20 protein-coding genes and 1 riboswitch are annotated in these 21,555 nt (G+C 66.4%); of the genes, 8 read left to right on the forward strand and 12 right to left on the reverse strand.

Annotated features, from left to right (window positions below; genetic code table 11):
• The first annotated feature begins 83 nt into the window (after nucleotides 1–83).
• Nucleotides 84–947, forward strand: a complete 864-nt coding sequence (gene purU / locus ACLIIZ_RS00210; protein ID WP_416690083.1) for a formyltetrahydrofolate deformylase — start codon at nucleotides 84–86, stop codon at nucleotides 945–947.
• Nucleotides 947–1,489: a hydrolase gene (locus ACLIIZ_RS00215; RefSeq protein WP_416690085.1), complete on the forward strand. Its 543-nt coding sequence runs from the start codon at nucleotides 947–949 to the stop codon at nucleotides 1,487–1,489. The genes purU and ACLIIZ_RS00215 overlap by 1 nt, the downstream gene beginning before the upstream one ends.
• 5 nt (nucleotides 1,490–1,494) lie before the next feature.
• On the opposite strand, the gene ACLIIZ_RS00220 is transcribed toward ACLIIZ_RS00215, so the two are convergent.
• The 4 genes from ACLIIZ_RS00220 to ACLIIZ_RS00235 all read right to left on the reverse strand — a co-directional run bounded on the left by ACLIIZ_RS00220 (nucleotide 1,495) and on the right by ACLIIZ_RS00235 (nucleotide 5,099).
• On the reverse strand, nucleotides 1,495–2,250 hold the full coding sequence (locus tag ACLIIZ_RS00220) for a metallophosphoesterase (protein ID WP_416690086.1): 756 nt from the start codon (nucleotides 2,248–2,250) through the stop codon (nucleotides 1,495–1,497).
• Nucleotides 2,251–2,319: 69 nt separating this feature from the next.
• Nucleotides 2,320–3,822, reverse strand: a complete 1,503-nt coding sequence (locus tag ACLIIZ_RS00225) for an ammonium transporter (protein ID WP_416690088.1) — start codon at nucleotides 3,820–3,822, stop codon at nucleotides 2,320–2,322.
• Nucleotides 3,823–3,833: 11 nt separating this feature from the next.
• Nucleotides 3,834–4,172, reverse strand: a complete 339-nt coding sequence (gene glnK, locus ACLIIZ_RS00230) for a P-II family nitrogen regulator (protein WP_416690090.1) — start codon at nucleotides 4,170–4,172, stop codon at nucleotides 3,834–3,836.
• A gap of 81 nt (nucleotides 4,173–4,253) precedes the next feature.
• Nucleotides 4,254–5,099 carry a TorF family putative porin gene (locus ACLIIZ_RS00235; RefSeq protein ID WP_416690092.1) on the reverse strand — a complete coding sequence of 282 codons (846 nt, stop codon included), beginning with the start codon at nucleotides 5,097–5,099 and terminating at the stop codon, nucleotides 4,254–4,256.
• A 241-nt stretch (nucleotides 5,100–5,340) separates the two neighbouring features.
• Between ACLIIZ_RS00235 and ACLIIZ_RS00240 the strand changes: the two genes are divergently transcribed.
• Genes ACLIIZ_RS00240 through ACLIIZ_RS00250 form a run of 3 tightly spaced genes read left to right on the forward strand, consistent with a single transcriptional unit; the run spans nucleotide 5,341 to nucleotide 8,285 of the window.
• Nucleotides 5,341–5,589 carry an accessory factor UbiK family protein gene (locus tag ACLIIZ_RS00240; protein ID WP_416690094.1) on the forward strand — a complete coding sequence of 83 codons (249 nt, stop codon included), beginning with the start codon at nucleotides 5,341–5,343 and terminating at the stop codon, nucleotides 5,587–5,589.
• A 4-nt stretch (nucleotides 5,590–5,593) separates the two neighbouring features.
• Nucleotides 5,594–7,081, forward strand: coding sequence for a YifB family Mg chelatase-like AAA ATPase (locus ACLIIZ_RS00245; protein ID WP_416690096.1), 1,488 nt, complete (start codon nucleotides 5,594–5,596; stop codon nucleotides 7,079–7,081).
• Between the two features lie 4 nt (nucleotides 7,082–7,085).
• A complete protein-coding gene (locus ACLIIZ_RS00250; protein WP_416690098.1) occupies nucleotides 7,086–8,285 on the forward strand; it encodes a multidrug effflux MFS transporter in 1,200 nt (399 codons plus the stop codon).
• Here the strand turns inward: ACLIIZ_RS00250 and ACLIIZ_RS00255 are convergent.
• A complete protein-coding gene (locus ACLIIZ_RS00255; RefSeq protein WP_416690099.1) occupies nucleotides 8,265–8,657 on the reverse strand; it encodes a rhodanese-like domain-containing protein in 393 nt (130 codons plus the stop codon). The genes ACLIIZ_RS00250 and ACLIIZ_RS00255 overlap by 21 nt on opposite strands.
• Nucleotides 8,658–8,747: 90 nt before the next feature.
• On the opposite strand from ACLIIZ_RS00255, the gene ACLIIZ_RS00260 reads away from it, so the two are divergent.
• Entirely contained in the window at nucleotides 8,748–9,245 is a 498-nt protein-coding gene (locus ACLIIZ_RS00260) for a hypothetical protein (RefSeq protein ID WP_416690100.1), read from the forward strand.
• Here the strand turns inward: ACLIIZ_RS00260 and mobA are convergent.
• The 7 genes from mobA to ACLIIZ_RS00295 all read right to left on the reverse strand — a co-directional run bounded on the left by mobA (nucleotide 9,242) and on the right by ACLIIZ_RS00295 (nucleotide 17,852).
• On the reverse strand, nucleotides 9,242–9,844 hold the full coding sequence (mobA, locus tag ACLIIZ_RS00265; protein ID WP_416690102.1) for a molybdenum cofactor guanylyltransferase MobA: 603 nt from the start codon (nucleotides 9,842–9,844) through the stop codon (nucleotides 9,242–9,244). The genes ACLIIZ_RS00260 and mobA overlap by 4 nt on opposite strands.
• A gap of 16 nt (nucleotides 9,845–9,860) precedes the next feature.
• Complete coding sequence (fdhE, locus tag ACLIIZ_RS00270) at nucleotides 9,861–10,748, reverse strand: formate dehydrogenase accessory protein FdhE (protein ID WP_416690103.1); 888 nt, start codon at nucleotides 10,746–10,748, stop codon at nucleotides 9,861–9,863.
• Nucleotides 10,749–10,761: 13 nt separating this feature from the next.
• Complete coding sequence (gene fdhD / locus ACLIIZ_RS00275; RefSeq protein ID WP_416690105.1) at nucleotides 10,762–11,643, reverse strand: formate dehydrogenase accessory sulfurtransferase FdhD; 882 nt, start codon at nucleotides 11,641–11,643, stop codon at nucleotides 10,762–10,764.
• 91 nt (nucleotides 11,644–11,734) lie between these two features.
• The gene (locus ACLIIZ_RS00280; RefSeq protein ID WP_416690107.1) at nucleotides 11,735–12,355 is read right to left on the reverse strand and encodes a formate dehydrogenase subunit gamma; all 621 of its coding nucleotides are present in this window, start codon (nucleotides 12,353–12,355) and stop codon (nucleotides 11,735–11,737) included.
• Nucleotides 12,352–13,260, reverse strand: a complete 909-nt coding sequence (fdxH, locus tag ACLIIZ_RS00285) for a formate dehydrogenase subunit beta (RefSeq protein ID WP_416690108.1) — start codon at nucleotides 13,258–13,260, stop codon at nucleotides 12,352–12,354. The genes ACLIIZ_RS00280 and fdxH overlap by 4 nt, the downstream gene beginning before the upstream one ends.
• A gap of 10 nt (nucleotides 13,261–13,270) precedes the next feature.
• Nucleotides 13,271–16,318, reverse strand: coding sequence for a formate dehydrogenase-N subunit alpha (fdnG, locus tag ACLIIZ_RS00290; protein WP_416690110.1), 3,048 nt, complete (start codon nucleotides 16,316–16,318; stop codon nucleotides 13,271–13,273).
• Between the two features lie 229 nt (nucleotides 16,319–16,547).
• A complete protein-coding gene (locus ACLIIZ_RS00295; protein ID WP_416690111.1) occupies nucleotides 16,548–17,852 on the reverse strand; it encodes a DEAD/DEAH box helicase in 1,305 nt (434 codons plus the stop codon).
• Nucleotides 17,853–18,001: 149 nt separating this feature from the next.
• Between ACLIIZ_RS00295 and ACLIIZ_RS00300 the strand changes: the two genes are divergently transcribed.
• Together ACLIIZ_RS00300 and ACLIIZ_RS00305 are read left to right on the forward strand one after the other, a co-directional pair.
• Nucleotides 18,002–19,375 (forward strand): sigma-54-dependent transcriptional regulator, encoded by a 1,374-nt coding sequence (locus ACLIIZ_RS00300; protein WP_416690113.1) that lies wholly within the window; start codon nucleotides 18,002–18,004, stop codon nucleotides 19,373–19,375.
• A complete protein-coding gene (locus ACLIIZ_RS00305) occupies nucleotides 19,372–21,369 on the forward strand; it encodes a sensor histidine kinase (RefSeq protein ID WP_416690115.1) in 1,998 nt (665 codons plus the stop codon). Before ACLIIZ_RS00300 ends, ACLIIZ_RS00305 begins: the two co-directional genes overlap by 4 nt.
• 58 nt (nucleotides 21,370–21,427) lie before the next feature.
• Nucleotides 21,428–21,497: riboswitch (S-adenosyl-L-homocysteine riboswitch) on the forward strand.
• Nucleotides 21,498–21,555 lie beyond the last annotated feature (58 nt).

A 21,555-nucleotide genomic window follows, 5' to 3' on the forward strand; every position in this document is an offset into this window, starting at 1 on the left:
CCAGCGGCGCATTGCACCACCCCGCTCACTGCGTTCGCCGCCCCCCGGGGGGGCTGGACGCTTCGACATAGCCTGTGAACACCATGCATAGAGATCGTTTTTACACGCTGTCCGCCTCCTGCCCCGATCAGGTCGGGATCATCGCCCGCGTTTCCGGCTTCATCGCCGAGCATGGCGGCTGGATTCTCGAATCGAGTTTCCACGCGGACGACCTGACCGGTCGCTATTTCATGCGCATCGAGATCAAGGCCGATTCGCTGCCTTTCCTGCTCGCCGAGTTCCGTGAGCGCTTCCGCCGCGATGTCGCCGAACCGCTGGCGATGGACTGGCGGATCAACGACAGCGCGGTGAAGAAACGCGTCGTCGTTCTGGTTTCCAAGCAGGAGCACTGCCTCTACGACCTGCTGGCGCGCTGGCAGTCGAAGGAACTGGACATCGAGATTCCCTGCGTCATCTCCAACCACGACACCTTCAAGGGTTTCGTCGAGTGGCACGGCATTCCCTTCATCCACGTGCCGGTCAACGCCGACAACAAGGCCGCCGCCTACGCCGAAATCCAGCGTATCTTCGACGATGTGAGCGGCGACACCATGGTGCTTGCCCGCTACATGCAGATCCTCTCGCCGGAACTTTGCGACGCCTTGTCCGGCAAGATCATCAACATCCACCACAGCTTCCTGCCCAGCTTCGTCGGCGCCCGCCCCTACCATCAGGCCTACCAGCGCGGCGTCAAGCTGATCGGCGCGACCTGCCATTACGTGACCAGCGAACTCGACGCCGGGCCGATCATCGAACAGGACGTGATCCGTATCGACCATTCCGATTCGCCGGAAGACATGGTCCGTTACGGCAAGGACATCGAGAAGACGGTGCTCGCGCGCGGCCTGCGCTACCACCTGGAAGATCGCGTCCTGGTGCACGGCAACAAGACGGTGGTCTTCCGCTGATGTTGCTCTCCCGCACCGATTCGCTGCTCCTTGTCGTCGACATTCAGGAGAGGCTGGCGCCGGCGATCCACGACAGCGAGACAGTCACTGCCAATTCGGTACGCCTGCTCGAAGCCGCCCGCCAGCTGAAGGTTCCGGCCTTCGTTTCAGAACAGTACGTCAAGGGACTTGGCCCCAGCCTCGCGGCGATCCGCGAAGCCGCCAGCACCGCGCGCTTTTTCGAAAAGATCCACTTCTCCTGCGCCGCCGAACCCGGCGTCACCGACCTGCTGCGCGCCAGCGGGCGCCGGCAGATTGTCCTGACCGGCACCGAAACCCACGTCTGCGTGCTGCAGACGGCGCTCGGCATGCTCGGCGAGGGTTTTTCGGTATTTCTCGTCGCCGATGCCGCGTCGTCCCGCACACCAGAGAACCGCCAACTGGCGATCGAGCGCCTACGCAGCGCCGGCGTACACATCGTCAGTACCGAGATGGTGCTGTTCGAATGGCTGCAGCGCGCCGGGACGGACGAGTTCCGAGCCTTGCTGCCGCTGATTCGCTGAACGCGTCAGTAGGGAATGACTGGCGCCGCCTGCAGCGGCAGATAATGGCTGCGCAACGGCGAGCCCGGCAGCAAGTCATGCACCAGCAGCCCCGGTGGCTCGGGTGTCCAGGACAACGCCCCGTCCTGCAGGGCGATCTGATGCACGGTGGACGGCGCCGTTGCCGCCATTTTTCCGGCAAAACAGGTAAACACCGGGCGATGCACGTGGCCACACCAGACGGCCTCGACCTGCGGTCGCTGCGATAGCCAGTTCGCCAGCCCCTCGCCACCCCGACAGCCGATTCCATCCATGCCGGGAATGCCCACCGCAAACGGCGGATGATGCAGGACGACAATGCTGCGCCGGCGTTCCGGACAATTTGCATCCAGCCAGCGCAACTGGGCGTTGCCGATCTCGCCCCAAGGCTTGCCCGGCACCAGGCTGTCGAGCAGGAGCAGGGTCAAGGGCCCAAGATCGAGGCGTCGACAGAGCATTTCGGGATTGTCCCAGTGCCCGGGAAAAGCGGCGAACAGCGCGGCGCGCCGGTCGTGATTGCCGGGCAACAATGCCAGCGGCAGGGGCAGACCGGCCAGGATCGACGCCAGTCGCGTGTAAGAGCCGGAATCACCCGCTTCGGCGATATCGCCGCTGATCAACAGCGCGTCAGCCTGCAGACCGGCAAGACGGGTCAGCGCCATGGCCAGCGCCGCCCACGGATCGATCTCGCCTGACAGGAGATCGGATTGCAGATGCAGGTCGGATATCTGGACGATGCGCATGGCGCCAGAATAACAAAAAAAAGCGGGCACCCTGGGGTGCCCGTGAAGGGAGAGAGACTACGAATCTGCTTAGTGGTGGTAGGCGCTTTCGCCGTGCGAGGTGAGGTCGAGACCTTCACGCTCTTCGTCTTCCGGCACCCGCAGACCGATCGCGATATCGACCAGCTTGTAGGCGACCAGGGAGACAACCCCCGACCAGACGATCACGGTGCCGACGCCCCAGGCCTGGGCCGTCACTTGGGCAACCATGTCGTAGCTGCCAACCGCATTCGCAACGTAGTCATAGACACCGGTACCGCCCAGCGCCGGATCGGCGAAGACACCGGTCAGGATCGCACCGAGGATGCCGCCGACGCCATGGACGCCGAAGACATCGAGCGAGTCGTCAGCACCGAGCAGGCGCTTCAGACCATTGACGCCCCACAGGCAGACGATGCCGGCGAGCAGGCCGATGACGATGGCGCCCATGACACCGACGAAACCGGCAGCCGGGGTGATCGCCACCAGGCCGGCGACGGCGCCGGAAGCGGCACCCAGCATCGACGGCTTGCCCTTGAAGATCCACTCGGCGAACATCCAGGACAGCGTCGCGCAGGAGGTGGCAACCCAGGTGTTGACCATCGCCAGGGCCGAACCGCCGGAAGCTTCGAGCGCCGAGCCGGCGTTGAAACCGAACCAGCCGAACCACAGCAGCGAGGCACCGATCATCGTGAAAGTCAGCGAGTGCGGAGCCATGGCAACCGAGCCCAGACCAGTACGGCGACCGATCATGTAGGCACCGACCAGACCGGCGATCGCGGCATTGATATGGACGACCGTACCGCCAGCGAAGTCGAGGGCACCCTTCTGGAACAGGAAGCCAGCGGTGGCACCGGCAGCTTCAGCCGCGGCGGCATCGGTGTAGGCGTCCGGACCGGCCCAGTACCAGACCATGTGAGCCATCGGCAGGTAGGACAGGGTGAACCAGATGACCATGAAGACCAGGATCGCGGAGAACTTGGCGCGTTCGGCGAAGGAACCGACGATCAGACCGCAGGTGATGGCCGCAAAAGCCCCCTGGAAGATCACGAAGATCAGTTCCGAGATCACCACGCCCTTGGTGAAGGTTGCTCCAACCGACTCGATCGTGATTCCGTTGAGGAACAACTTGTCGAGCGTGCCGAAGAAGGCGTTACCCTCGGTGAAGGCCAGCGAGTAGCCATAGACCACCCAAAGGACGGAGATCAGCGAGAACACGACGAAGACCTGCATCAGTACCGACAGCATGTTCTTCGCGCGCACCAGACCGCCGTAGAAGAGCGCCAGGCCGGGGATCGACATCAGGATCACCAATGCGGCACAGATCATGATCCAGGCGTTGTCGCCCTTGTCGGGAACCGGCGCCGCAGCGGCCGGCGCTTCCGCCGGAGCGGCGGCTTCAGCGGCAGGAGCGGGAGCAGCGGCTTCAGCGGCCGGCGCTTCGGCAACGGCAGCGGCCACGGGCGCGGCATCCGCCGCCTTTTCCTCGGCCCAGGCCGGCGCCCCGAAGGTCACCGCGCCCAGCAGGGCCAGCATTGCGAAAATTCGTTTCATGTCACGACTCCTTACAGGGCATCGCCGCCGGTCTCGCCGGTGCGGATGCGGACGACTTGTTCAAGATCGAAGACGAAGATCTTGCCGTCACCGATCTTGCCGGTGCTGGCGGACTTCTCGATGGCTTCGATGACCTGGTCGATCTGGTCGGCCTTGACGGCAGCTTCCAGCTTCACCTTGGGCAGGAAATCGACGACGTACTCGGCCCCGCGATACAGCTCGGTATGACCTTTCTGGCGGCCGAAACCCTTGACCTCGGTTACCGTGATGCCCTGCACGCCGATGGCGGACAGCGCCTCACGCACTTCGTCAAGCTTGAACGGCTTGATGATGGCAGTAACGAATTTCATGAGTGTTCCCCTAACTGGTTAAAACTTTTTTTATCTCCCCGCCGCCCGGGCCCGTGCAACGGCGGAGAGATGACTGATGAATCAGAAGGACTTGGTCACCGACAGGACGGCGATGCCACGACCGGCATCCTTCGTCTTGCTACCCAGAGCACCGGACTTGTCCAGCGAACTGGCGAAGCAGTAGAACTCGCCGCTGCTGCAAGAACCATTGGCATTGGTACCAACATAGGCCAAACCAACCAGCCAGCCGCTGACATCCTTGGTCACGCCAACTTTCCAGTCGGTGTAGGAAATGCTCTGCGAGCCAGCGGTGTTGTACTTGTAGCCGCTCGGGAACAAGTGACCGACGTGACCATTGACACCCCAACCGTTACCCAGATCGTAGTTGGCGTTCAATTCGAGATAGCTGGTGCCCTTGGACTTCGGCAGATTGAAATAATCGCCGACGGAGTAGCTGTACTTCGCGCTCAGGAACTTGTAGCTGGCGGCAACATACAGTTCAGTGTTGTCCACGGTACCGCTGGCGTTCGAAGTCGGATGCTTGGCATTGGTGCCGGACAGCGGCTGGGAATGGGAGCCCGGATAGTAGTAATAGATGCCACCAACATCGACACCAACGTCGCCGAAGGCGGTGCGATAACCACCATAGAAGTCCATTTCCAGGTTACCTTCGGCAAAGCCCGCACCCGACGAAACGTTCGAGTTCCAGTTACCGGCGTAGAATCCACTGGCGTGGGAGTAATCGATACCACCCTGCAGCGTCGGCTTGCCGAAAGTCTGGTCGATACCGCGGAAACGGTAGCTGCTGGCCAGCGTCAGGTTGCCGGTGATGGTGTGCGGGCTGGCTTCGTCGGCCATCGCAACCTGCATCGCACCGGGTGCTGCGAAAGCGCCAAGCAATGCCGCGGCGATCAGGGATTTCTTCATGGTGTCTCTCCTGTAAAGGAAAATTGAAAAGGAAAACGTTTTGTACTGCCACTAATGCATGACCCGTGCCAACATCACATTTCCCTGCTTTTTCATTGACTTGCTGCGCCGCACCAGGAATGCGCACCGAAACAGAGCACCAAGGCGGTGCAGTTACACTCCGTTACGCACCAGCGACGAGCGACGGGGTAAAACGCAGCAAATACCGCTGTGCTAAACTCGCCGGCCACGGAGGAAAACCATGCTCGACCCCAAGATCCTGGAAGATTTCGGCAACAAGATGAGTGCCCTGCTCGCCAATTCGCCGGCCAAGGACATCGAGAAGAATGCCAAGGCGCTGCTCGGCGGCCTGTTCGGCAAGCTCGACCTGGTCACCCGCGAGGAATTCGACATCCAGGCGCAATTGCTGGCCCGCACCCGCGAGCGCCTGCAGGCGCTGGAAGCCCGCGTCGAGGCGCTGGAAAAGGCGCGCAGCGACAGCCCGCAATAAATTCATGGCGCTGGCCGTCGCCCTCAGCCGGGGACTCGACGGCCTCGATGCGCCGCCGGTCACGGTCGAGGTGCACCTGGCCAACGGCCTGCCCGGACTGACCCTGGTCGGCCTGCCCGACACCGAAGTGCGCGAAGCGCGCGACCGCGTCCGTGCCGCGATCGTCAATTCCGGCTTCGAATACCCGGCCCGCCGCATCACCGTGAACCTGGCGCCGGCCGACCTGCCCAAGGAATCCGGCCGTTTCGACCTGCCCATCGCCCTCGGCATCCTCGCCGCCAGCGGGCAGATTCCGGCGGCCAGCCTGAACGGCCACGAATTCGCTGGCGAACTCTCGCTCTCCGGCGAACTGCGCCCGGTACGCGGCGCGCTGGCGATGGCCCTGCAGGCAGCCGGCGACGGCAAGACCTTCATCCTGCCGGCGGCGAGCGCCGGCGAAGCGGCGCTGACCGGGCAAGGCAACATCCTCGCCGCATCTTCACTGCTCGCCGTCTGCGCCCATCTTGCGGGACAGAGTGCGCTGGCGCCCCCGGCGCCGACCACGGCAGCGCCCGCGGACGCCCCGCCCGACCTCGCCGACGTGCGCGGCCAGGCGCAGGCGCGACGGGCGCTCGAAGTCGCTGCCGCCGGGCGCCATTCGCTATTGATGATTGGCCCGCCCGGCGCCGGCAAGTCGATGCTCGCCGCCCGTCTGCCCGGCCTGTTACCGGCGTTGAGCGACGGCGAAGCAAGAGCATCGGCCGCCGTGCTGTCGCTGGTCGGCCAGTTCCGCGCCGAACGCTATCGCCAGCGCATTTTCCGTAGTCCGCACCACACCGCGTCGGCGGCGGCGCTGGTCGGCGGCGGTAACCCGCCGCGCCCCGGCGAAATCAGCCTGGCCCACCACGGCGTGCTGTTCCTCGACGAAATCGTCGAATTCGACCGCAAAGTCCTGGAAACCCTGCGTGAACCACTCGAAACCGGCCGCATCCACATCGCCCGCGCCGCCCGCCAGGCCGAATTTCCCGCCCGTTTCCAGCTGGTGGCGGCGATGAATCCCTGTCCCTGCGGCCACCACGGCGACGCCCGCTGCCAATGCACGCCCGAGCAGGTCGCCCGCTACCGGGGAAAATTGTCCGGCCCGCTGCTCGACCGCATCGACCTGATCATCGAGGTCCCGGCACTGCCCGGCGAGGCGCTGAGCGGAACGGCCAGCGGCGAAAGCTCGGCGGTGGTCCGGGAGCGGGTCAACCGCGCCTGGGCCCGCCAGCAGCAGCGCCAGGGCGATGCCAACGCCCGTCTCGACAGCGCTGGCGTCGATGCGCATTGCCAGGCGGACACTGCCGGCCGCATCCTGCTGCAGCAGGCGACCAAGCGGCTCGGCCTGTCGGCGCGCGCCTGGCACCGCGTGCTGCGCGTGGCGCGCACCGTCGCCGATCTGGCGGAAAGCGATATCATCACGGCTGCCCATATTGCCGAAGCGATCCAGTACCGACGCTTCGCCGCCGACTGATTCCATGCCCCCATCCTCCCGCAGTACCCGCGGCCTGGCGCTGCTGCTCGCCTGCCTGTCCGCGCTCGGTCCGTTCTCGATCGACACCTACCTGCCGTCCTTCCCGGACATCGCCCAACGCCTGGGCGCGACGCAGATCGAGGTGCAGCAGACGCTGTCCGCCTACCTTTTCTCCTTCGCCGCGATGACCCTGTGGCACGGCGCGATTGCCGACCGCTTCGGGCGCCGTCGGGTGATCCTCGGCGCGCTCGCGCTGTTCGGCGTCGCCTCGCTCGGCTGCATGCTCGCCAGCAGCATCGGGCAACTGTGGTTCTGGCGCGCCATCCAGGGTATCACCGCCGGCGCCGGCATCGTCATCAGCCGTGCCATCGTCCGCGATCTCTACGATGGCGCCGACGCGCAACGCCTGATGGCGCAAATCACGATGATGTTCGCACTGGCGCCGGCCATTGCGCCGGTAATCGGCGGTTGGCTGCAAAGCGCTTTCGGCTGGCGCTCGGTCTTCGCTTTCCTGAGCCTGTCGACCATCGTCTTGTTGATCGCCTGTCTCCACCTGCTGCCGGAAACCCTGCCGCCGGAAAAGCGCCAGTCGCTACGCCCGGCCTATCTCGCCAGCACCTATCGCAAGGTCTTCAGCTCGCCCCGCTTCCTTTTCGCCTGCGCCGCGCTGGCGCTCAATTTCGGCGGCTTCTTCATTTACGTGCTGTCGTCGCCGGTATTCCTGATGCGTCACCTCGGTCTGCCGGAAACCGCCTTCCTCTGGCTGTTCGGCCCGGCGATGCTGGGACTGATGAGCGGTTCATGGTGCTCCGGTCGGCTCGCCGGCCGCCTTGCCCCTGGCCGCACGATCGCCGTCGGCTATCTGGTGATGGGCTGCGCCGCCAGCTTCAACCTGGCGCTCAACCTGAGTTTGCCGCCCGGCCTGCCGTGGAGCGTCGCGCCGCTTTTCGTCTACACCCTCGGCATGTCATTGGCGATGCCCAACCTGACGCTGTTCGCGCTCGACCCCTTCCCCGCCCAACGCGGCTTGGCAGCGTCCTGCCAGACCTTCTTCCAGTCCGGTTTCAACGGCGTCGCCGCGGCCTTGATTGCACCGGCCCTGTGGAGTTCAACCCTGCATCTGGCGCTGGGAATGGCCGGCCTGCTCGCCATCGGCGGCCTGGCCGCCCTCGCCCACCGGCGGCTAAGATTGCTGCCAGGGTAGGCCGCGATAGCGCCAGCCACCCAGCGTGCCGCGATGAAAATCCTCGTCGAGCGGCCCCTCGAAGCCTTCCACAACGTTGATCACCTGCGTGAAACCCGCCGCCTCCAACGCCTCGCCGGCGGCCAGCGAGCGCACCCCGCTGCGGCAGATGAGCAGCACCGGCCGGGCCAGCTCGCCCCTGAGCAGGCGTTTCACCTTGGCCGCGAAATCCGGGTCGATTTCCCAGTCCGGGCCTTCCTGCCAGGCGACGTGTTCGGCGCCGATCGGGTGACCGACGTACATGTGCTCGATCTCGGTCCGGCAGTCGACCAGGACCGCCTCCGGCGTCTGTTGCAGGAAAAGGTGGGCGGCGTGGGGGTCGAGATGCTGCATTGGCGGTCGGAAAATGGGTCAGGAGCCCTATTATGAAAGCCCGACGGCAATTTGCGTAAACTGAGCAACATCACCCAAGAGGAAATTTCGATGAAACTGCCCGGCTGGATCGCCACCGTCTTCTCCGCCCTTGCCGCCACCCTCCTGCCGGCCTGCGATGCGGTCAATCTGCCCGAGATCAAGCCGGGCATCACTACTCTGGCCGAAGTGCGCAGCCGCATGGGCGAGCCCGGCTTCATCCACCGCAACGACGACGGTACGGCGACCTGGGAATACAGCCGCCAGCCAGCCGGCATCCACTGCTACATGATCAGCTTCGACGGCCGCGACATCGTCAGCGAACTGGAACAGGTCCTGACTCCGGAAAACCTGGCACGCGTCGCGCCGGGCATGACGCAGCAGGAGTTGCGCCGCCGACTCGGCCAGCCGGCGCGCCGCGAGGTATTCAGCAATCTCGGCGAAGAGGTCTGGGAATGGCACATTGCCGGCGACATCCCGACCGAGGAGACCTATTTCTCGGCGCACTTCGACCTCGGCGACGGCACGCTGCGCAAAGCCGGCCAGCGCATCGAACAGAAAGGGCGCTAGGCGCCGCCGTAACGCGCCAGTTCTTCGCGCGTGTTGATGTTCTCGAAGGCCGCCGGCTGGTCGTCGAAAGCGACCTCGACCGCGGCCAGCGTCGCCGTCCAGCCGCCGAAGCGGCGCTCGCCTGCTTGCAGCCAGGCCGCCAGCGACGGCAGCAGTTCGCGCCGGCACAGGCAGAACACCGGGTGCGCCTGCTCGCCGGTGCGGGCGACGGCGATCTGCGCGGCGTTCGCGGTCAAGGCCGCAAACAAGCGGGAAACCAGGTCGTCCGGCAGGAAGGGCGAATCGCAGGGCGCCGTCACCACGTAGGGCGTCGTGGCCGCCGCCAGTGCCGCGTGCAACCCGGCCAGCGGCCCGGCGAAACCGTCGATGGCGTCGGCCACCACCGGATGACCGAAAGCGGCGTAACGCTCGGTATTGCGGTTGGCGTTGATCAGCAGGCTGCCCACCTGCGGCGCCAGCCGGGCAATCACGTGCGCCACCAGCGGCCGCCCGTCGAGTTCCTGCAGGCCCTTGTCGACGCCGCCCATGCGCCGGCCGAGACCGCCGGCCAGGACGACGCCGGTGATCCGGGAGCGCTCAGATGAGCATTTGTTGTGCATTCACCCAGCCTTCGTTTCAGTCCGGTTCAGCATTCCCGCCGAGCAGCAGGAAGGGATTCGGCCCGCCTCTGGCATAGCCCTGTTCGCCGACCAGGACATCGAGCGCGAGGCTCGCCAGATCGTCGGCGAGCGGATCGACGGCGAGGTCCTTGTCCTGGAAATAGAGCTTGCTGTAGCCCTTGCAGTGTTCGCAGGCCTCGGCGCGGACCGCCGGAAAGGCGTCCTCGATGCCGAGGTAGGCGACCACGCCCGGATCGTCGCACAAGGTGCAACGAGCGCGCACCGCGTTCCAGCGCGTCGCGCACAGGCTGCATTCCTGATAGCGGGCGCCGCCCCGGCCCTGCCCGGCAAAGACGATGCTGCCGAGCGGCATGCTGCCGCAGCACGGGCAATGCCCCCGTTCGGCCAGCAAGACCTTGCCGGCCGGCACGTCCAGCCCCTGGGCAAAGCGCGTCCACACCACCTGCAGCGCGGCGGCGAGCACCGCTTCGGTCGGCGCCCGCAAGGCGGCCTCGGCCTCGCCCTCGAGCAAGGCGCGCACTGCCGGCAGGCTGGCCTTGGCCGCTTCCAGGTCGGCGACGGCAACGCCCGCGGCGGCCATGGCGCCGGCCAGTTGCGGGTAGATCGCCGGCCACGCCGCTTCGATTTCCTTCTGGCGACCGGCCACCGCGGCCTGCTGCCAGTCAAAACCGGCCGGCAAGCGCAGGCCGAGGTCGCCCAGCGCGTCGAACGCCGTCTGCTGCGCGTCGCACAGCAGTGCCAGGCGATTCAGCCAGTCGGCCGCCGGCGAGGCGCCAGCCAGCGTGCGCAGGCGGCTGGCCCGGCGGGCGAAGACGCTGGTTCCCGGACGCAGCAGGCTCGGGTAATCGTCGGTTGAAGGCAGGGTTTGCGGGGAAAATTGCATGTGTTTTCTCGGGTTACATCAGGATGGCCGGCGCCGGGCCGACCCCGTCGCCGCACAGGCGTTCGGCGCCAGCATAAACGACCAAGCCTTCGGCGCGCGCAAAACCCGCCAGCAGCAGGCCGGCGGCACGGGCCTGGCGGACCGCCAGCGCAGTCGGCGCGGAAACCGCGACCAGCGCCGACAAGCCGGCGCTGGCCGTTTTCTGGACCATTTCGTAGGAGGCCCGGCTGGTGACCACGACGAAGCCCTGTCCGGCGCTCGCCACCTTGCCGCGCGCCAAGGCGCCGATCAGCTTGTCGAGCGCATTGTGCCGACCGACATCCTCGCGCACGCAAACGATGTTGCCCTGCTCATCGGCCCAGGCCGCCGCATGCGCCGAACCACAGCGCTGGCGCAGGGTCTGGCAGTGCGGCAACTGGCGCAGCGCTTCGCGGATGGCGGCGAGCGAGATGCCGCCCGCGCCCGGCGGGACGGATTGCGGCATGGCCGGCAGGGCGGCCAGGCTATCGACGCCGCACAGCCCGCAGCCGGTGCGACCGGCGAGCTGGCGCCGCCGCTCCTTGAGGCCGGCGAAGCGTTCGTGGGCGATGCTCAGATCGAGCGTGATGCCATCGCAGGCGCTATCGATCTCGATGTCGTACAGCTCGCCCGGGCGCCTGAGGATGCCCTCCGAGAGGCTGAAGCCGAGCGCGAAATCCTCCAGGTCAGCCGGCGAGGCGAGCATCACGGCGTGCGAGATGCCGTTATAGACGAGCGCGACCGGAACTTCTTCAATCAGGTCGTCGCTCGTTGCCGACCAGGCATCGCCGCGCAGACGATGCACGCCGGTGCTGACAACCGCCGGCATTTTCTCTTCCGAGCCGGTGTCGGCAAGGCTCAAATTCCGCAGACTCATGGCGCTATCCGTTTTGCCAAAAAAGCGGGGATGCAGGAAAACCTGCAGAGCCCCGATAACGCAAGGTAAACAATCGCTGCAAAGGTGCGGCTTACTTGCCGGAGACCTGGCGGTACCAGCCGCGATGGTGCTGCTTGGCCCAGGCGCGGGTGACCGTGCCGTACCACATGGCGCGGATCGTGCCCTTGACCCAGATCGCGGCATAGACGTGCACCATGATCAGGCCGATCATCACCGCCCCGGCAGCGGCGTGAACCACCGCCCCCAACCGCACCAGCGTGATGTCGAAACCGAACCAGGCGCGCCAGATGAGCAGGCCCGACACCCCCATCAGCAGCATGCACACGGCCAGCGCCCAGAACATCACCTTCTGCCCGCCGTTGTACTTGCCCTGCTCCGGCATGTCGTGGTCGTTGCCGTCGACCATGTTCTTCGCCTTGGCCAGCCATTCCTTGTCGGCCGGCGTCATTTTGTTCAGATGCTTGAAGCGGAAGAAGATGACCAGGAAGGCCAGCGCCATGATCACCCCGAGGTAGGGATGGATGATGCGCGCCCAGACCGGGCCGCCGAACAATTGCGTCAGCGGGAAGAAGGCCGGGTGGAAGAAGGCCAGCCCGGACAGCGCCAGGAGGATGAAGCTGATGCCGATCAGCCAGTGGTTGGCCCGCTCGGATGCGTTGTAGCGCTTGAGGTCCTTGGGATCGCGGATCATTTTGCTGCCTCCTTGTCTTCGGCTTCGATTTCTTCCTCGATTTCGCGGGAAACCTCGTTCGGACCCTTGGTCACGTAGTGGAACAGGCTGCCCAGCGCGATGCCGGCCAGCGCCAGCGTCGCCAGCGGCTTGGTGACGCCCTTCCAGATCGAGACCAGCGGGCTGATCGCCGGATTCGCCGGCAAGCCGCTGTACAGCTCGGGCCGGTCGGCGTGATGCAGCACGTACATGACGTGCGTGCCGCCCACCCCTTGCGGGTCGTACAGGCCGGCATTGGCGAAGCCGCGCTCCTTGAGGTCCTTGACCCGGTCCTCGGCGACCAGTTTCATGTCTTCCTTGGTCCCGAACTGGATGGCGCCGGTCGGGCAGGTCTTGACGCAGGACGGCTCCTGGCCGACAGCCAGGCGGTCCGAGCACAGCGTGCACTTGTAGGCCTTGTTGTCGTCTTTGTTGATGCGCGGCACGTTGAACGGGCAGCCGGTGACGCAGTAACCGCAGCCGATGCACTGCTCGGACTGGAAATCGACGACGCCGTTGGCGTACTGGATGATCGCGCCGGGCGACGGGCAGGACTTCAGGCAACCGGGATCGGCGCAATGCATGCAGCCGTCCTTGCGGATCAGCCACTGCAGGCGGCCGCCTTCGTCCTGGTGTTCGGCAAAGCGCATCACCGTCCAGCTCTTGGCGCTGAGGTCGACCGGGTTGTCGTAGACGCCGTGGTTGTGGCCGACTTCGTCGCGGATGTCGTTCCACTCCGAACAGGCGACCTGGCAGCCCTTGCAGCCGATGCACACGGAAACGTCGATCAGCTTGGCGACTTCCAGCTTGTGGTCGCGGACTTGCGGCGGCGGCGTCAGGCTCGACGTGGCCGAGCGCCGGATGATGTCTTGGGATTGCATGGACATGATGGTTTCCTCAAGCCTTTTCGATGTTGACCAGGAAGGCCTTGTATTCGGGCGTATGGGTGTTGGCGTCGCCGACGCGCGGGCTCAGCGTGTTGGCCAGGTAGCCCTTGCGCGCCGTGCCCTCGAAGCCCCAATGCACCGGGATGCCGACCTGCTCGACTTCCTGCCCCGCCACCTGCAGCGTCATCACGCGCTTGGTCACCACCGCCTTGCCGCGGATGTGACCGCGCTTGCTCGACACCTTGATCAGGTCGCCGGCCTTGATGCCCTTGCTCGCCGCCAGCTTCTCGCTGATTTCGACGAACTGCTCGGGCTGGACGATGGCGTTGAGCAGCGAGTGCTTGGTCCAGTGGCGGAACATCTCGGTGATCGAGTACGAGGTGGCGACGTAGGGGAACTCCTCGCGGCTGCCGAAACTGTCCCTGTCGTCCTTGAACACGCGCGCCACCGGGCTCTTGCCGCTGCCCGAATGCAGCGGATTGGCCGGAATCGGGCTTTCCTCGGGTTCGTAGTGCTCGGGGAAGGGCCCGTCGGTCATCGCGCCCATCGAGAACAGGTGGCCGACGCCGTCCTGGAGCATGATGAACGGGCTGACACCGCTGTCCGGCGCGGCCGTCGGCGGATAGTCGGGGACGTCGGCGCCGCTCCACTTGACGCCGTCCCAGTGCAGGAACTTGCGCTTCGGATCCCACGGCTCGCCGGCCGGGTTGGCCGAAGCGCGGTTGTACAGCAGGCGGCGGTTGGCCGGCCAGGCGAAGCCCCAGCCCGGCGTGTTGCCGAGGCCGGTGTCGGTATTGTCGCGGCGGGCCATCATGTTGCCGGCCTGCGTCCACTGGCCGGTGTAGATCCAGCACAGGCTGGTCGTCGTGCCGTCGTCGCGCAGGTGGGCGAAGCTCGACAGCAGCTCGCCCTTCTTGGCGATCTGGTTGCCCTTGTCGTCGAACAGGTCGGCCAACGCGTAGCCGTTGAGCTGCTTGGCGACTTCTTCCGGATGCGGGTCCTTCGGATCGTGGTAGTTCCAGTCCACGTTCATCAGCGGCTCGGGGCAGACGCCGCCTTCCTTGGCATAGAGCTCGCGCAGCTTCATCAGCAGGGTGCCGAGGAAGCGGCCGTCGTGCCAGGCTTCGTGCGGCGGCGTCTGCGCCGCCCAGTGCCATTGCAGCCAGCGGCCGGAGTTGGCGATCGAACCGTTCTCCTCGGCGAAGCAGGACGACGGCAGGCGGAACACCGTGGTCTGGATGTCGGCCGGATTGACGTTGTTGAACTCGCCGTGGTTCTGCCAGAACGACGAGGTTTCGGTCTGCAGCGGGTCCATCACCACCAGGTACTTGAGCTTGGCCAGGCCTTCGCGCACCTTGCCCGACGACGCGGCGGCGGCGATCACGTTGAAGCCCTGGACGATGTAACCGTTGGCCTTGCCCTTGTGCATCTGCTCGACGAAGGCCATCACGTCGTAGCTGCGGTCCCACTTGGGCAGCCAGTCGTAGCCGAAGTTGTTCTCGGGCGTGGCCTTGTCGCCGTACATCCCCTTGAGGAAGCTGACCATGAACTTGGGCGTGTTCTTCCAGAAGTTCACCTGCTTGTCGACCAGGGTCTTCGGCGTGCGCTGTTCGAGATAGGCCTGCAGCGTTTCCTGGTTTTCGTTGGGCAGCGCCAGGTAGCCGGGCAGCGCCGTCGTGAGCACGCCCAGGTCGGTGAAACCCTGGACGTTGGAGTGACCGCGCAGCGCGTTGATGCCGCCGCCGGGCATGCCGATGTTGCCGAGCAGCAACTGGACGATGGCCGAGGCGCGGATCATCTGCGAGCCGCCGACGTGGTGGGTCCAGCCGAGCGCGTAGAGGATGCTGGTGGTCTTGTCCGGGACGCAGGTCGAAGCGAGTTTCTCGCAGACGTGCAGGAAGTCTTCCTTGGGCGTGCCGCAGATGCTGCTGACCATTTCCGGCGTGTAGCGCTCGACGTGCTTCTTGAGCAGGTTGAAGACGCAGCGCGGATGCTGCAGCGTCTCGTCGCGCAGCGCGTAGCCGTCGGCGCCCAGCTCGTAGGCCCAGGAGGAGCGGTCGTAGCTGCGTTTCTCGGCGTCATAGCCGCTGAACAAGCCATCTTCGAACTTGTAGTCCTCGCGCACGATGAGCGGCGCGTTGGTGTAGGCCTTGACGTACTCGTGCTGGATCTTGTCCTTGCCCAGCAGGTAGTTGGCGACGCCGAGCAGGAAGGCCGAATCGGCACCGGCACGGATCGGCGAATAGAAGTCGGCGACGGCGGCGGTGCGGTTGAAGCGCGGATCGACGACCATCATGTAGGCCTTGTTGCGCACCTTGGCCTCGACCGCCCACTTGAAGCCGACCGGGTGGGCCTCGGCCGGGTTGCCGCCCATCACCAGGATGACGTTGGCGTTCTTGATATCGACCCAGTTGTTGGTCATCGCGCCGCGCCCGAAGGACGGCGCCAGGCCGGCCACCGACGGGCCGTGGCAGAGGCGGGCCTGGTTCTCCAGGTGCACCATGCCCAGCGCGCGGGCGAACTTGACGTCGAGGATGCCGGTTTCGTTGCTCGCCGCCGACGAACCGAGGAAGCCGGTGGTCGTCCAGCGGTTGACCAGTTGTCCCTTCTCGTTCTTCTCGATGAAGTTGGCGTCGCGGTCGTCCTTCATCAGGCGGGCGATGCGCTCGATCGCCTCATCCCAGGAGATGCGCTTCCATGCGTTGCTGCCGGCCTCGCGCACTTCCGGATACTTGAGGCGCTGCTCGCTGTGGATGAAGTCGAGCACGCCGGCCCCCTTCGGGCACAGCGAGCCGCGGCTGACCGGGTGATCCGGGTCGCCCTCGACGTGGAAGATCTTCTTCTTCGCGTTCTTGGCGCCGTCGCCCAGGCTGTACATCAGAATGCCGCAGCCGACCGAGCAATAGGTGCAGTTGTTGCGCGTCTCGGTGGCGCGGAACAACTTGTACTGGCGGACTTCCGCCTGGGCGGCGGTCGGCGTCATGCCGAGCGCGACGAGGCCGGAACTGCTCAGGCTGGCCGCCGAAATCTTGAAAAACTGCCGTCGATTGATGTTCATTTTGTCCTTCCCTCCTGGTCGGCCCTGGCGGCCACGGGGAAAAACCATGGCAACGACCGTGCCAAGACAGGCAAGTCATTGAACTAAATGAAATCGACGCCATACGGTGAAACAAATCCCCTTTGGCGGAATGGACATAATGTCCCAACGGCAAAGCGCGCGCGGGACAAAATGGGACAACCTAGGGCATCACAGCACTCTGCGGGACGCTGCTTACTGCGAACGCGCCCTAGCGTCCGCCGCGACTGCCCTTGGCGCCACCCGGCCGGCCCCGGCCGGCGCCGCGGGCGGGACGTTCGTCGAAGCCGACCCAGTTGCCCGGCGTCCTGCCCCGCCCGGCGCCGGCCTTGGCCAGCGGCGGCGGGCGGCGCGGCGGCGCCGCCCCGAGCGTCGCCGGCACCTGGTGGCGCGGCTCGAAACCCGGTTCCTCGTCGCGGCTGAGCTTCTTCTTCAGCAGGGCTTCGATGGCCGCCAGTTGCGGTGCCTCGTCGGCGCAGACGAAGGAGATCGCCTCGCCGGCGGCACCGGCGCGCCCGGTGCGGCCGATGCGGTGCACGTAATCCTCGGCCTGCAGCGGCAGGTCGAAATTGACCACCTGCGGCAGCCCGTCGATGTCCAGGCCGCGCGCGGCGACGTCGGTGGCGACAAGGACCGCCACCGTACCCGCCTTGAACGCCGCCAGCGCTGCCTGACGGCTGGCCTGCGGCCGGTCGCCGTGGATCGCCTCGGCGGCGATGCCCTTGCCGCGCAGGCGCTCGGCCAGTTCGTCGGCGCCCAGCTTGGTCTTGACGAAGACCAACACCTGCTGCCAGCCGCGGTCGCGCCACATGAACAGGAATAGCTCGGGCTTGCGCTTCTTGTCGACCGGCACCACCCACTGGCGGATCGTCCGCGCCGCCGTGTTGCGCGGCGTCGCCTCGATGCTCAGCGGCTTGCGCAGGCGCGCTTGGGCCAGCGCCCGCACCGCGTCGGCGAAGGTGGCCGAGAACAGCAGCACCTGGCGCTCGCGCGGCAGCGCCTGGAAGACGGTCGCCAGATCGTCGGCAAAGCCGAGGTCGAGCATGCGGTCGGCCTCGTCTAGGACGACATGGCGGACCTCGCGCAGGCGCAACTCGCCCTTGCCGAACAGGTCGATCAGCCGTCCCGGCGTCGCCACCAGCAGGTCGACGCCCTCGCGCAGCGCGGTCAGTTGCGGCCCGTGGCTGACGCCGCCGTAAAGCGCGTAGCAGCGCAGCGGCAGGCCGGCGCCGTAGCGCTGGCAACTGGCCAGCACCTGCTCGGCGAGTTCGCGCGTCGGCACCAGGACGACGGCGCGCGGCGCCGGGCCGGCGGCCGGCGTGGCGGCGAGCATCTGCAGCAGCGGCAGGAGGAAGGCGGCGGTCTTGCCGGTACCGGTCTGCGCCGCGGCCAGCACGTCGCGCCCGGCCAGCACCGCTGGCACCGCCTGTTGCTGGATCGCCGTCGGCGCGGCGTAGCCGAGATCGGCGAGGGTTTGCGTGAGCGGCGGCAGGAGGCCGAGTTTGGCGAAGCTCATGGCGGCTTGTCCCGGTGGAAAAGCGCGATTTTACCCGGTCGACCGGCGGCCTCCGCCAGAACCGGCGAGCGGCAACGACGGCCGGCGGTCGCCTGCGTTTGCGTCACCGGCCGCTGCTTTGCGATCATGCGCGCTACGCGGAGAAAAACATGGACGACAAATCCCCGGCCGACGCCCCCGCGGCCGCCCCCCAGCAACCCTTCACCATCCTCGTCGTCGACGACGAACCGGGAATGATCAGCTTCCTGCAGCGCGCGCTGGCCCAGCGCTACGGCCAGGTGGACACCGCCGGCAGCGTCGAGCAGGCGATTCCCCAATTGCGCCGCCGGCTCTACGACCTGATCGTCCTCGACATCTCGCTGCCCGGCCGCTCCGGCATCGAATGGCTGCACGAACTGCGCGACGACGGCTTCGTCGGCGACGTCATCCTGATCACCGCCTACGCCGACCTCGACACCGCCATCGACGCGCTGCGCGCCGGTGCTTCGGATTTCCTGCTCAAGCCCTTCTCGGTCGCCCAGATGCTCAACGGCGTCGCCCGCTGCTTCGAGCGTTCGCGCCTGCGCCGGGAGAATTTCGTGCTGCGCCGCGAGATCGAGGAAAGATCGACGGCGATCGACGGCGTCATCTGCGAGTCCGACGCCATGCAGACCGTCTGCGAGCGCCTCAAGCGCATCGCGCCGACCAACGCGACCGTCCTCGTCACCGGCGAATCCGGTACCGGCAAGGAGGTCGCCGCGCGCGCCCTGCACCGGATGAGCGCCCGCCACGCCGGCCCCTTCGTGCCGATCAATTGCGCCGCGATCGCCGCCGAACTGATCGAGTCCGAACTGTTCGGCCACATCAAGGGCGCCTTCACCGGCGCCCAGAGCACCCGCGAAGGTCTCTTCTACTACGCCCAGGGCGGCACGCTGTTCCTCGACGAAATCGCCGAAATGCCCGCTGCCGCCCAGGCCAAGCTGCTGCGCGTGCTCGAGGAGCGGCGCATCCGCCCGGTCGGCTCGGAACAGGAAATCCCGGTCGACGTGCGCGTCATCGCCGCCACCAACCGCGACCTCAAGCAGGACGTCGCCAACGGCCGTTTCCGCCAGGACCTCTACTACCGGCTGCAGGTCGTCGAAGTCAGCCTGCCGCCGCTGCGCGAACGCCCCGACGACATCGCCCTGCTCGCCCGGCATTTCATCGCCGGCATGGCCCAGGCGCTGAACGTGCCGCCGCTCGAACCGAGCCCGCGCGTGCTCGCCCGCATGGCGGCCTACGACTGGCCGGGCAACGTCCGCGAACTGCGCAATTTCATCGAGCGCTCGCTGATCCTCGGCTGGTTCGACCTCGGCCCGGACGAAGACGAAGGCAGCGCCGACGACGCCAGCCAGGCCTCCGGCGAATCGCTGGAAGCGGTCGAGAAGCGCCACATCCTGGCCATGCTAGGCGCCTGCCAGGGCAACAAATCGGAAGCCGCGCGCCGGCTCGGCATCTCGCGCAAGACGCTCGACCGCAAGTGCAGCGCCTGGGGCTGCGAGTGAACGCCGGCGCGCCGCGCCAGTCGATCCGCAGACGGCTGATCGGCCTGGCGCTGCTGCCGCTCGGCGTCGTCCTGCCGCTGCTGCTGGTGACGCTGGTCAATTGGGGCAGCAGCTTTCTCGACCGCCTGCTGGTGGCCAAGGTCGGCGCCGACCTGGTCAGCGCCAACAGCTACTACGAACGGGTCAGCGCCGGCATCGGCACCGCCGTCGAGGGCCTGGCCGGCTCGGCGCGGCTGGCCGCCCGGCTCGACCTGCCGCAATCGCAGCTGGACCACTGGTTGAACAGCGAACGCCAGCGCCTGCGGCTCGATTTCCTGCTCCTGCTCGACCGCAACGCTTGCGCCCACGGCCGCCCGAAAGCCCCCTGCCTGGGCGACTGGCCGGTCGTCGCCAACGCCCTCAAGGACAAGGCGGGCACCGTCAACGACGTCTTCAGCGCCGAGCAACTGGCGACGATCGACCCGGCGCTCGCCCAACGTGCGCGCCTACCGCTGCTGCCGACCCGCAACGCCCAACCCAGCCAGGCCGCCGTCGAAGAGCGCGGCCTCGTCGTGCACAGCGCCGCCCCGATCCATGACGCCGAAGGCCGCCTGCTCGGCGTGCTGGCGGGTGGCGTGCTGCTCAACGGTAACCTCGAATTCATCGACCACCTCAACGAAATCGTCTATCCCGACGACAAGCTGCTCGACAGCGTCGGCACCGCGACGCTGTTCCTCGGCGACGTGCGCATCGCCACCAACGTCCGCCTGTTCGAGGGCGAGCGGGCGATCGGCACGCGCGTCTCGCAGGCGGTGCGCGATAGCGTGCTCGGCCGCGGCGAAACCTGGCTAGCCCGCGCCTTCGTCGTCCAGGACTGGTACTACTCGGGCTACCGGCCGCTGCTCGACAGCCGCGGCGAGCGGGTCGGCATGCTCTACGTCGGCTTCCTCGAAACGCCTTTCGTCGCCGCCAAGAAATCCGCCTTCGTCGGCATCGTCGCCCTCTTCGCGCTGGCCATGCTGATCGCCGCGATCTTCGCGGTACTCTGGGCGCGCCGCATCTTCCGGCCGATCGAGCGGATGCACACGACGATGAACGCGATCGAGGCCGGCCACACCGAGGCCCGCGTCGGCCCGATCGACAACGCAGACGAAATCGGCGAACTGGCCCGCCATTTCGACCGCCTGCTGGAACGCCAGCAGGCCCAGGCGCTGGCCCTGCAACGCTGGGGCGAGTCGCTCGACGGCAAGGTGGCGCAACGCACCACCGAACTGGAAGAAGCACTGGCCAACCTGCGCTCGACCCAGGGCAAGCTGATCACCAACGAGAAAATGGCCGCCATCGGCCAGTTGACCGCCGGCGTCGCCCACGAAATCAACAATCCGATCGCCGTCATCCAGGGCAACCTCGAACTCGCCCGCGAACTGCTCGGCGCGCAAGCCAAACCGGTCGAACCCGAATTCCGGCTGATCCTCGACCAGGTGCACCGCATCCGCCTGATCGTCACCAAGCTGCTGCAGTTCGCCCGTCCGCAGGAATACGTCGGCTACCTCGAACCGGTTAATGCCAGTCAGTTGATCCACGACTGCCTGCTGCTGGTCGGCCACCTGCTGCGCAAGGGCAACATCTCGATCGAACAGGAAATCGGCACCAACCGGCTGGTCACCTGCAACAAGAACGAGTTGCAGCAGGTGATGATCAACCTGCTCGCCAACGCGATCCAGGTCATGCCCGACGGCGGCCGCCTGCGCCTGCGCGCCGAGGAATGGGACGAAGCCGACATGCCGATCGGCCTGCGCCTGAGCGTCGCCGACTCCGGCCCGGGCATCCCGGAAGCCGAGCGCGAACACCTGTTCGAGCCCTTCTTCACCGCCCACAAGCCGGGCGGCCACGGTCTCGGCCTGTGGGTCAGCAAGTCGCTGGTCGAACGCTACGACGGCCGCATCACCGTCGATTGCCCGGACAGCGGCGGCGCCGTGTTCACCGTCTGGCTGCGCTGCGAGCCGCTGGGCTGAGCGACTGTTTTTGCAGGGAAAACTTGGCTTTCGGGCCGTCGACCGCTACACTTCGCCTCCTGCCGAGGAGCGCTGCGACCTATCTGACGAGGGCCAGGCTCGGCAACGATCAACGGCGCTCGCAAACCCTGTTCCACTCGCCGGTTTGCTGCGCCGTTCGCTTTTGGCGGCGTCACCGGTGCTTTG

The organism is Azonexus caeni (genome assembly GCF_048146105.1).
Classification (GTDB): domain Bacteria; phylum Pseudomonadota; class Gammaproteobacteria; order Burkholderiales; family Rhodocyclaceae; genus Azonexus; species Azonexus aromaticus_B.